At 59.1% G+C, this 11,187-nt stretch carries 10 protein-coding genes and 1 rRNA gene; 8 read left to right on the plus strand and 3 right to left on the minus strand.

Going from position 1 to position 11,187, the window contains the following annotated elements:
- Positions 1 to 102 precede the first annotated feature (102 nt).
- On the minus strand, positions 103 to 1,245 hold the full coding sequence (locus tag FRH_RS06120; protein WP_139526203.1) for a peptidoglycan DD-metalloendopeptidase family protein: 1,143 nt from the start codon (positions 1,243 to 1,245) through the stop codon (positions 103 to 105).
- Positions 1,245 to 2,807, minus strand: a complete 1,563-nt coding sequence (gene gpmI, locus FRH_RS06125; protein WP_139526204.1) for a 2,3-bisphosphoglycerate-independent phosphoglycerate mutase — start codon at positions 2,805 to 2,807, stop codon at positions 1,245 to 1,247. Before gpmI ends, FRH_RS06120 begins: the two co-directional genes overlap by 1 nt.
- A 254-nt stretch (positions 2,808 to 3,061) precedes the next feature.
- On the opposite strand from gpmI, the gene FRH_RS06130 reads away from it, so the two are divergent.
- The 7 genes from FRH_RS06130 (at position 3,062) to ruvX (ending at position 7,805) form a co-directional block, all read left to right on the plus strand.
- Positions 3,062 to 3,484, plus strand: a complete 423-nt coding sequence (locus FRH_RS06130; RefSeq protein ID WP_139526205.1) for a rhodanese-like domain-containing protein — start codon at positions 3,062 to 3,064, stop codon at positions 3,482 to 3,484.
- A gap of 63 nt (positions 3,485 to 3,547) precedes the next feature.
- On the plus strand, positions 3,548 to 4,057 hold the full coding sequence (gene secB, locus FRH_RS06135; protein WP_139526206.1) for a protein-export chaperone SecB: 510 nt from the start codon (positions 3,548 to 3,550) through the stop codon (positions 4,055 to 4,057).
- A 3-nt stretch (positions 4,058 to 4,060) separates the two neighbouring features.
- Positions 4,061 to 4,828, plus strand: a complete 768-nt coding sequence (locus FRH_RS06140) for a 16S rRNA (uracil(1498)-N(3))-methyltransferase (protein WP_139526207.1) — start codon at positions 4,061 to 4,063, stop codon at positions 4,826 to 4,828.
- Positions 4,829 to 4,965: 137 nt separating this feature from the next.
- On the plus strand, positions 4,966 to 5,670 hold the full coding sequence (locus FRH_RS06145; protein ID WP_139526208.1) for a S1-like domain-containing RNA-binding protein: 705 nt from the start codon (positions 4,966 to 4,968) through the stop codon (positions 5,668 to 5,670).
- Between the two features lie 69 nt (positions 5,671 to 5,739).
- Positions 5,740 to 6,696, plus strand: a complete 957-nt coding sequence (gene gshB, locus FRH_RS06150; protein WP_139526209.1) for a glutathione synthase — start codon at positions 5,740 to 5,742, stop codon at positions 6,694 to 6,696.
- A gap of 67 nt (positions 6,697 to 6,763) precedes the next feature.
- A complete protein-coding gene (locus FRH_RS06155) occupies positions 6,764 to 7,321 on the plus strand; it encodes a YqgE/AlgH family protein (RefSeq protein WP_139526210.1) in 558 nt (185 codons plus the stop codon).
- 28 nt (positions 7,322 to 7,349) lie between these two features.
- On the plus strand, positions 7,350 to 7,805 hold the full coding sequence (gene ruvX / locus FRH_RS06160) for a Holliday junction resolvase RuvX (RefSeq protein WP_139526211.1): 456 nt from the start codon (positions 7,350 to 7,352) through the stop codon (positions 7,803 to 7,805).
- A gap of 5 nt (positions 7,806 to 7,810) precedes the next feature.
- Here the strand turns inward: ruvX and pyrB are convergent, their stop codons facing one another.
- The gene (gene pyrB / locus FRH_RS06165) at positions 7,811 to 8,836 is read right to left on the minus strand and encodes an aspartate carbamoyltransferase (protein WP_139526262.1); all 1,026 of its coding nucleotides are present in this window, start codon (positions 8,834 to 8,836) and stop codon (positions 7,811 to 7,813) included.
- A 595-nt stretch (positions 8,837 to 9,431) separates the two neighbouring features.
- On the opposite strand from pyrB, the gene FRH_RS06170 reads away from it, so the two are divergent.
- Positions 9,432 to 10,964, plus strand: a 16S ribosomal RNA gene (locus FRH_RS06170).
- Positions 10,965 to 11,187: the final 223 nt, after the last annotated feature.

Consider the following 11,187-nt stretch of genomic DNA (forward strand, 5'->3'; position numbering starts at 1 on the left):
CGAAAGGCAGTGCCAGTGGCACTGCACGGGTTGTGAGGTTCATGGTAAAGAGAGCGACAATAAAGAACGTGACTATAAAGAGAGTAGCACCAGCTTATCCCGTCAACGGCGCGCAATCCAACGTTGCGGATTAATAGGTTCTCCGCCTCGTCGCACTTCGAAATAGAGGGCGGGTCGGGATTGTCCTCCACTATTGCCCACTCGGCCTATGGCATCGCCACGACTCACCTGTTGACCGGGACGGGCGCTGAACTGTTGCAGGTGCGCATACAGCGTCATGATCTGATCGCCGTGGTCGATGATCAATAAGTTACCGAACCCTCGCATCCAGTCGGCAAACACCACACGGCCCGAATGAACCGCCGTGACCGCCGTGCCTTCGCTGGCCTGAATCACGATGCCGTTGTAGTGAACCCCGTTCCGCCGCTGAAAGCTGGCGGTGATGCTGCCTTGCACGGGCCAAGGCAAATCCCCTTGCGTGCGGGTGATGTGCGTGGTGGGCGTGGGCTCTGCCATGCGGGCCAGTTCGGCCTGAATCGCGCGGAGCTGTTGCTCGGCCTGTTCGCGACTCTGGTTCAGGTCGGCCAGTCGGTCCGCCTCGCTCCCGTAGCGGTCATCCAGCGTCTCCACCACGCCACGGCGCGCTTCGGTGCGCTCGGCGAGCAGAGCGCTTTGGGTTTCCAGCTCGTTCGCCAACGTATCCAAACGCGCTTGGCGCTCCGCCAGTGCCCGTTCGGTATCGGCAAGCGCCGTGTCCAGCCGCGCAATATCGGTGAGACGCTGCTGGCGCGCCTGCGTCAGCCGATTCAAGTAGGCCTGCATGCGGTCCAGTTCGGCAGGGTCGCTTTGATTGAGCAGCAGCTTGAGTTGGGGCGTCGGCCCTAACCGGTAGAGCGCGGCGAGCTGCTGACCGAGCGCCTGATACTGAGACTCCCGTTCGCTCTGCAAGCGTTCGCGATGTTGGCGTAATTGAGTAGTTTCATCGTTGAGTTGACGCCGCTCGGCCTGAAGTTGATCCAGCCGCTGGTGCGTCTCGGCGAGCTCGGTTTCCACGGCCTGCAGCTCGCGTTGAGCGCTATCGCGGGCTTGACCGGTCGCGCTGAGCCGCTCGGCCATGGCGTCGATCTCCTGCCCGAGCGCGTCGAGTTGCTCCCGGGCGGCGCGTTCGTTCTGCTGCGCCAAGGCGGGCTGCTGGCTCAAGGCCAGCAGCAGAGCGGCGAGGGCGAGTGGTCGCCACATGGGCATTAGGTAAAACGCAGCAGCGGCTTGCCCGTCATCGCCTCAGGCTGCGGCTGGTCCATCATGGTCAGCAGCGTGGGGGCCAGGTCGCACAGGCGGCCGTCGTCGAGCTCTGCCGCCCGCTCACCCACGTATACCAGAGGCACCACGAAGGTGGTGTGTGCGGTTTGTGGGGCGCCGGTGTCCGGGTGGACCATCTGTTCGGCATTGCCGTGATCGGCGGTAATCAGGCAGGCACCGCCTGCGCGCTCGATGGCCTCCACCACGCGACCAACGCAAATGTCGACGGTCTCGATCGCTTTCACGGCGGCATCGAAATCCCCGGTGTGGCCGACCATGTCGCCGTTGGCGTAGTTACACACCATGAGATCGAAACGGCCGCTATCGATCGCTTCAACGAGCTTGTCGGTGATCTCGAACGCACTCATTTCGGGCTTTTCGTCGTAGGTTTTGACGTCGCGAGGGGAGGGCACCAAAATGCGCTCTTCCCCTTCGTACTCGGCCTCGTTACCGCCAGAGAAGAAGAACGTTACGTGGGGGTACTTCTCCGTTTCCGCAATGCGTAACTGAGTGAGGCCGCGCTTGGCCACTACCTCACCCAGCGTATCGGTGAGATCGGTGGGCGGAAACGCGGCAGGCGCATCGATGTCGGCGGCATACTGGGTCATCATCACCAAACCATCGCCTGCCAGCGTTGGGCGTGCCTGACGTTCGAAGCCGGTAAACCCCGATTCGGTAAAGGCGCGCGTGAGTTCGCGGGCGCGGTCGGAGCGAAAATTCATAAAGATCGCCGCGTCGCCATCGTGTAACGTCACGGCATGACCGTTGACCGGCACGCTGGTTGCGGCCACGAATTCGTCGGTTTCACCGCGCTCGTAAGCATCACGCAAGCCGCTTTCCGCGCTGGTGGCCGTGTACTCCGCGTGGCCGCCGGTGAGCAACCGGTAGGCTTGCTCGACGCGCTCCCAGCGGTTGTCGCGGTCCATGGCGAAGAAGCGTCCAATGATGGAGGCGACAAAACCGTTATCGGCGCCGACGAGTTCGGATAACCGTGCGTTGGCGCGCTCGATGGACGCCAACGCGCTCTGTGGGGGCATGTCGCGACCGTCTAGAAAGGCGTGCACGTAGATGCGCTGGGCACCGCGCCGCGCTGCCAGCTCGGCCAGGGCGATGAAGTGATCTTCGTGGCTGTGCACGCCGCCTGGTGAGAGCAAGCCGAGCAGATGCACGGCGCGGCCATTGGCAACGGCGTCGTCGATCGGCTTGGTGAGCACCTCGTTGGTGTCCAGGTCGCCCTCTTCGATGGCTTTGGTGATGCGGGTGAAGTCCTGGTAAACGATGCGTCCGGCCCCCAAGTTCATATGGCCGACTTCGGAATTACCCATCTGCCCGTCGGGGAGCCCGACATGGCGGCCATCGGTATGCACGAAGGCGTGGGGACGGTTGGCCCACAGTGCGTCCATCACCGGTGTGTTGGCCGCTGCCACGGCGTTATGAGCGCTATCGGGGTTGTGGCCGTAGCCGTCTAGGATGATCAGCGCCACGGGGCGCGGTGCAGATGATGCCATGAAAGAATCCCTCTTTTGTGGGTCAGCCAAGCGACGTGAGGTACGGTTTGAAAGCCTGGCGAGGGCGGCTCTACCAGTTTTCAGACAGCACCTGATAATCGGGGTCGCGACAGGCGCGCGCTTGGGGCATCATAACGCAGGCAGCCGTCGGGCGTCATGGCCTGCGCGGTATGCCCTGTGACGTGTATACTCGTCGTGTTTCTGAGGGCGGCTAGGCCGCTTTTTTCTGCATAGACCAAGAGATTGTGTTCGCGATGATCGATCAGCTGTTCGAATTCGTAATGAACCACCCCCTCCTCGTGGGGGCATTTTTGCTGGTGCTCATAGCGTGGATCGTTTATGAAACGCGCAGCGCCGCTTCGAATGCGGTGTCCTCCACGCAGGCCACTCAGCTCATCAACCGTGAAGATGCGGTAGTGCTGGACATTCGTGAGAGCAAAGACTTCAAAGCCGGGCATATCGCTGGCGCTCGCAATATTCCCCAAAGCAGCCTCGACAGCCGCATGAGCGAGCTGGATAAAGTGAAAAGCCAGCCAATCATCGTGGTGTGCAAGCATGGCCAAAGCTCTGGCGCTGCCCAAGCGAAGCTCGCCAAAGCCGGATTCGAGCGGGCGATGAAGCTGCGTGGTGGCATGGCGCAGTGGCAGGCGGATGGCCTCCCGGTGGTCAAGAAGTAAACGAGAGCATACGTCGCGGTAACGCCGCACCTTTTTTAATGGAAGAACGATTAGGAGTATCCCATGGCGGAAGATAACAACACCCCGCAGGCAGGCGCCGCAGAAGGCGAAAAACCTCAGCTGAAATTCTCGTTACAGCGTATCTACGTGAAAGACATCTCTTTCGAAGCGCCGAACTCTCCCTCCGTGTTCAAGCAAGCGTTCAAGCCCAAGGTCAACCTGGACCTCAACACCACCAGCCAGAAAGTGGCCGACGACCAGTACGAAGTCGTGGTGAAAGTGACCGCGCAGGTCAACGACAGCGAAACCGGCACGACCTCGTTCTTGGCGGAAGTCGAGCAGGCGGGCCTGTTCCGTATTGCGGGTATCGAAGGCGCGCAGCTCGATCAGACATTGGGTGCGTTCTGCCCCAATCTGCTGTTCCCGTATGCCCGTGAGTGCGTCGATAACCTGGTCAACCGTGGCGGTTTCCCGCCGCTGATGCTGGCACCGGTCAACTTCGAAGCCATGTATGCCCAGCGCAAGCAGCGCGAAGCGCAGCAGGCTAGCCAAGCGGCTGAGAACACGCACTAAGCCATGTCGGACACGCTGACCGCCGCCGATTGGCAGGCCCGACACGGTAAAATGCCCCGTCTCTATGTGCCTGCCGAGCTGTTGGCGGGCACGACGCTAGCGCTGCCCGACGGCCCGGCCAAGCACGTGACTCGCGTGCTGCGTATGGGCGAAGGCGCGCCGCTGATCGTATTCGACGGCCGTGGCCAAGAAGCAGGCGTGCGGTTAGCCGAGGTGAGCCGCAAGCAGACGACCGTGACCGTGGAAGCGGTATGGGCGGGTAGCGGCGAGTCACCGCTGGCGGTGCATCTTGGGCAAGCGATTTCCAAGGGCGATCGCATGGATTACGCCATTCAAAAAGCCGTCGAACTCGGCGTGGCGGCGATTACCCCGCTCTATACCGAGCGGGGCGATGTACGTTTGAAAGGCGACCGTGAAGAAAAGAAGCTGGCGCATTGGCAGGCCGTGGCGGCCAGCGCCTGCGAGCAGAGCGGCCGGGCGGTAGTGCCACCCGTGCACCCCCCGCAGACGTTAGGCGAGTGGCTGGCCGAGCGCCAGGAGCCCCTGCGCTTGATGCTGCACCTAGCGACGGGTAATGGCTTTGCTCAGTCAGAGTGCCCGGCGTCTGCCGCGCTGCTGATCGGCCCGGAGGGCGGCTTGAGCGAGGCAGATATTCAGGCCGCGACCGCCAGCCACTTTATGCCTCTGACGCTGGGCCCGCGTGTGCTGCGTACGGAAACGGCCCCTGTCGTTGCGCTAACGCTTCTACAGCATCACTTCGGCGATATGTAAGCGCTTACTATCAAGCCGCTGCCGTGTTTGCTTCGGCAGCGGTTTTTTGTACCTGGCGCTCTCTTCATCCGACGCCGCTTTGCCTAGCTTTGGCAAGGTACCATAATGACGTTCTACTTCCAGTAAGGACAGCACCCATGGTCCGTGAATCACACGCCACCCCTCGATCTGTCAGCGATGCGTCGGCCCAGCTGGGCGATGTGGCCTATTTAACCGTGACGGCGGTGAATAGTACCGGAGCCTTTTTGCGCTGGGGGCAGCCCAAAGACGTGCTGCTGCCTTACAGCGAACAGCGTTTTCGCCCCGACCCTGGCAAGCGGGTGTTGGTGATGCTGTACAGTGACGATCAGGGGCGCCCGGTCGCTACCATGCGCCTCGATCGTTTTCTGACGGATGACGCCTGGGCGTTAGAGAAGGGCGACGAAGTCGATTTGGTAGTGGCCGACCGCACGGACCTAGGCATGAAAGTGGTGGTCAATCACCGCTATTGGGGTTTGATCTATCAGGACGACATTACCCAGCCGCTGCGTCGTGGGCAGTCGCTAAAAGGCTTTGTGAAACAGCGCCGCGAGGATGGTCGCGTGGATATCTCGCTGCTACCGCCCGGCGCGGCACGCCTGGACGTCGTGGGGGATAAAGTGCTGAAGGCGCTGCGCGAAAGCGGCGGCTATTTACCGTTAGGTGATAAAAGTTCGGCGCACGATATCAAAACGCGACTGGGCGTGAGCAAAAGCGCGTATAAACAGGCGATTGGCCGACTCTATAAACAGCAGTTGATCACCCTGGCGCCGGATGCGATCCGCCTGGTACCCGGTGCGCTCTCCGATACGTCGGATCAATAGCCGCGGTTGGAGCCGTGCCTGCAGTGCGGCATACTGATGACTTATTGATCCTGCATGGACTGTATTTCGATGAGCCAATCAACGTTGCACCTCGGTGTGGTGATGGATCCCATCAGCGACATCGCGTACAAGAAAGACACTACCTTGGCCATGCTGTGGGCTGCCCAAGAGCGTGGCTACACGCTTCACTATATGGAGCAGGAGGATCTTTTCTTGCAAGCGGGCCAGGCCTATGCGCGGATGCGCCCTCTCACAGTGCACCGAAACCCCGAACACTGGTACGACCTAGGCGAGGCGACTCAACGCCCGCTGGCCGAACTGGACGTAGTGCTGATGCGGAAAGACCCGCCGGTGGATGCCGAATTCATCAACGCGGTGCATCTGCTGGGCTTTGCCGAGCGTGAGGGCGTGTTGATCGTCAATCCCACGGCAGCCCTGCTACAGTGTAACGAGAAGCTCTTTGCCCAGCAGTTTCCCCAGTGCTGCGCGCCGACGGTCGTCGCCAGCCGCGATGACGTGCTGCGCGCGTTCCATGCCGAGCATGGCGATGTGATCTTCAAGCCGCTCGATGGCATGGGGGGTACAGGAATTTTTCATATCGGCCCCGAGGGCCGCAACATTGGCGCGGTGATCGAGCAGCTGACGCTGCGCGGTCAGCGTCAAATCATGGCCCAGCGCTATCTGCCGGCCATAAAGGATGGCGATACGCGGATTCTCTTGGTCGATGGGGAACCGGTGCCGTTTGGCCTTGCGCGCATTCCCTCGGCGGGCGAAACCCGCGGCAACCTGGCTGCCGGCGGGCGCGGCGTGAGTCGCGAACTGACCGAACGCGACCACTGGTTGATTCAGCAGGTGCAGCCGATGATTCGCGAGAAAGGACTGATGTTCGTCGGTTTGGACGTGATTGGCGACTATATCACCGAAATCAACGTGACGAGCCCTACCTGTGTTCGTGAAATCGACGACCAGCGCGGCACCGACATTGCCGGAATGCTGCTGGACGCGATCGAGCGTCGCTTGGCTTAACCGGTGACGGCTCAACCCGCCCTATGACGCAAGGCTTGCCGAGCGATTGGCAAGCCGCAGGAGACGCATGCAAAGTTTAAAACACCACTTTTTGATGGCGATGCCCCACTTGGAAGACCCCAACTTCGCGGGCAGCCTGATTTATCTATGTGATCACGACCACAACGGCTGCATGGGCGTGATCGTCAATCGCCCGATGGAAATCACCCTGGATGCGCTGTTCGAGCAGCTTTCATTGGGAGGCGACGACAGCCCCTACCGCAATGCGCCGGTCTACTACGGTGGCCCGATGCATAAAGATCGCGGCTTCATTCTCCATGTTGGCGACAGTCAGGCGTGGGACTCCAGCGTTCAGGTGGAAGACGGCATTGCCCTGACGACCTCCATGGATATCCTCCAAGCGCTTGCCGATGGTAACGGACCTGAGCACTTCTTAGTATGCTTGGGCTGTGCCGGTTGGGATGTGGGTCAATTAGAGGATGAGTTGAAAGAGAACGCCTGGCTCACCGTAGAGGGCCACAGCAACGTGCTTTTTGATACGCCACCGGCTGAACGTCTTGCGGCCGCTGCAGGTATCCTTGGGGTCGACCTAAACCTCATGACACGCAATGCAGGGCACGCGTGAGCGTGTGGCTGGATGAGGCGTAAGACGCATGGCAAGTAACGGGCAGCGTCTGATCTTGGCATTTGATTTTGGAACGCGGCGCATCGGCGTGGCCGTGGGCAACGAGCTGCTTCACAGTGCGCGGGAGCTGGCGCCGCTGCCTGCGCGTGACGGTATACCCGACTGGAACGTGGTCACGCGCCTCATCGACGAGTGGCAGCCCGATCTGTTCGTCGTCGGCTTGCCGCTCAATATGGATGGCAGCGAGTCGCTCATGAGCACGCGGGCGCGCAAGTTCGGCAACCGTTTGCATGGTCGCTACGGCAAACCATGCGAAATGGTCGATGAGCGTGGTTCCACCCAAGAAGCCAAGCGAATTGCCCACGGGGCGGGGCACCGAGGGAATTACCGAGAAGAGAGCGTGGATGGCATTGCGGCGGTGCTGATTTTGGAAGGCTGGTTCGCCCACCAGGAAGGCCTTCCCGGCGGGCGCACGACACATTAACGCGATTAGCGGTCCAGCGTGCCGGTTTGTGATGGCACAAACCAACGCACGGGCCGCAGATCCTTTTCAATCAACTCGTCTACTTTTAGCAGCGTGGCAAAGATCGCCATCCGCATGGGAATACCGTTATCGGTTTGGCGGAAAATCGCCAGCCGAGGGTCGCCGTTCAAATCGACGTTCAAGTCGTTGGCGCCCGGGCGGCTATCACGGGGCAACGGGTGCATCACGATCGTGCTTTGGCTGCAACGCTGGTCAAGAAAATCACGATTGACCATGAAGTCATCGGAGAGCCCCTGGAAGCTCTCGTTCATCTCATCGGTAAAACGCTCCTTCTGAATACGTGTGGTGTACACCACGTCCAGGTCGCTGAAATCGCTGGCCAGCGAGTCCCGCTGTTCGACGCGGTGACCGCGCGACGTCACTAGATCGATCAGATGGGTGGGCATCTCCAACCCCGGTGGGGACACCAGCGTTATGCGCAGCGGGTCATAGAGCGACAGCAGCTTGATGAGCGAATGCACCGTACGCCCGTACTTCAAATCACCGGTCAACAGAATGTGTGCCCCGCTCAAGCGCTTGCCCAACCGCTGAAACTCCTTATCGATCGTATAGAGATCCAACAGTGCCTGACTGGGATGTTCGCCTGGGCCGTCGCCACCGTTGATGACCGGAACGTGAGTTGCCGCAGCAAATTCGGCGACCGACCCTTGGTCAGGGTGACGCATGACGATGGCATCGCAGTAACCGCTCATGACGCGGCTGGTGTCGTACAGCGACTCGCCTTTCGCCATGGACGAGAAGGTAAAGCCCGTGGTGTCGCATACGCTTCCCCCCAGTCGGCAGAAGGCGGCATTGAAGCTCACCCGCGTACGGGTGCTCGCCTCGAAAAACAAATTGCCCAGAACCGCTCCTTCCAGCACCCGCGTCACCTGACGGCGACTCGCAATCGGCTCCATGCGAGCTGCTACGCGCAATAGGTGATCGACGCTATCGCGGTTTAATGAATCGACAGTTAATAGGTGCTGGCTCATCATGGACCTCATCATTAGTGGGCGTGGGTGAAGGTGGCCGCCGTATAAAGCGCTAAGTGTAACCGCCAAACCAGACGTGCCGAAGCGGTTTCCGCCCCCTGATATGAGAGAACAGATGATCTGGCCGAGACTTTTTTCGACTATTAGATAATTAGCCCTTGCCAACCCGGCTTTGAGCCCGTAAAGTACGCATCCGCTGCCGGGGACGCCCAGCGTTACCAGCGGTGATGAGGTTGAAAAACCTCTTGTTTGTCAGGAAGTTAGAGCTCTGTGGTAGGTTGGTCAGATCGCTCGCTTCGCCCGCTGAAAACAGCGGTTGACAAACACCACGGAATGCGTAGAATACGCCTTCCTCGCTGAGGCAACACGGGTCAGGTCATCGAGCCCGCCGCAGCGATATTAAGAAAGTTGCTCTTTAACAATTTGATCAGGTAATTCATGTGGGCGCTTGCCGATGAGGGTGATAAATCACCTATTATCAAGGCAAGCGACTCGTCAAACAGGCTTCGGCCTAATGAATGAATTCGTTTGACCCTTGAGCCAAGTTTGGTTCGCTTCTGTTGCTTCGGTGACAGGTAAGAACCGCATTGATCTTAAACTGAAGAGTTTGATCATGGCTCAGATTGAACGCTGGCGGCAGGCCTAACACATGCAAGTCGAGCGGTAACAGATCCAGCTTGCTGGATGCTGACGAGCGGCGGACGGGTGAGTAATGCATAGGAATCTGCCCGGTAGTGGGGGATAACCTGGGGAAACCCAGGCTAATACCGCATACGTCCTACGGGAGAAAGGGGGCTTCGGCTCCCGCTATCGGATGAGCCTATGTCGGATTAGCTAGTTGGTGAGGTAACGGCTCACCAAGGCCACGATCCGTAGCTGGTCTGAGAGGATGATCAGCCACATCGGGACTGAGACACGGCCCGAACTCCTACGGGAGGCAGCAGTGGGGAATATTGGACAATGGGGGGAACCCTGATCCAGCCATGCCGCGTGTGTGAAGAAGGCCCTCGGGTTGTAAAGCACTTTCAGCGAGGAAGAACGCCTAGCGGTTAATACCCGCTAGGAAAGACATCACTCGCAGAAGAAGCACCGGCTAACTCCGTGCCAGCAGCCGCGGTAATACGGAGGGTGCAAGCGTTAATCGGAATTACTGGGCGTAAAGCGCGCGTAGGTGGCTTGATAAGCCGGTTGTGAAAGCCCCGGGCTCAACCTGGGAACGGCATCCGGAACTGTCAAGCTAGAGTGCAGGAGAGGAAGGTAGAATTCCCGGTGTAGCGGTGAAATGCGTAGAGATCGGGAGGAATACCAGTGGCGAAGGCGGCCTTCTGGACTGACACTGACACTGAGGTGCGAAAGCGTGGGTAGCAAACAGGATTAGATACCCTGGTAGTCCACGCCGTAAACGATGTCGACCAGCCGTTGGGTGCCTAGCGCACTTTGTGGCGAAGTTAACGCGATAAGTCGACCGCCTGGGGAGTACGGCCGCAAGGTTAAAACTCAAATGAATTGACGGGGGCCCGCACAAGCGGTGGAGCATGTGGTTTAATTCGATGCAACGCGAAGAACCTTACCTACTCTTGACATCCTGCGAATTTGGTAGAGATACCTTAGTGCCTTCGGGAACGCAGAGACAGGTGCTGCATGGCTGTCGTCAGCTCGTGTTGTGAAATGTTGGGTTAAGTCCCGTAACGAGCGCAACCCTTGTCCTTATTTGCCAGCGCGTAATGGCGGGAACTCTAAGGAGACTGCCGGTGACAAACCGGAGGAAGGTGGGGACGACGTCAAGTCATCATGGCCCTTACGAGTAGGGCTACACACGTGCTACAATGGTCGGTACAAAGGGTTGCCAACTCGCGAGAGTGAGCCAATCCCGAAAAGCCGATCTCAGTCCGGATCGGAGTCTGCAACTCGACTCCGTGAAGTCGGAATCGCTAGTAATCGTAGATCAGAATGCTACGGTGAATACGTTCCCGGGCCTTGTACACACCGCCCGTCACACCATGGGAGTGGACTGCACCAGAAGTGGTTAGCCTAACGCAAGAGGGCGATCACCACGGTGTGGTTCATGACTGGGGTGAAGTCGTAACAAGGTAGCCGTAGGGGAACCTGCGGCTGGATCACCTCCTTAACCGATGACTCATCCTCGCGGTAAGCGCTCACAATGAATTACCTGATCAGAATGCTGTCGTTACGCAGTGATAAGCGTTTTCTTCACATTAAAAAAAGAAAAAAGGTCTTTCCTTTTCTTTTGAAGTGAAAAAAGCATCCGCTTATCACTGCGCATAGCAGTCGCTCTTTAACAATGTATATCATGCTGACATGAACGTTTTATAACGTTCATACGTAATTGT

Source organism: Halomonas sp. A020 (assembly GCF_027943625.1).
GTDB lineage: Bacteria > Pseudomonadota > Gammaproteobacteria > Pseudomonadales > Halomonadaceae > Vreelandella > Vreelandella piezotolerans.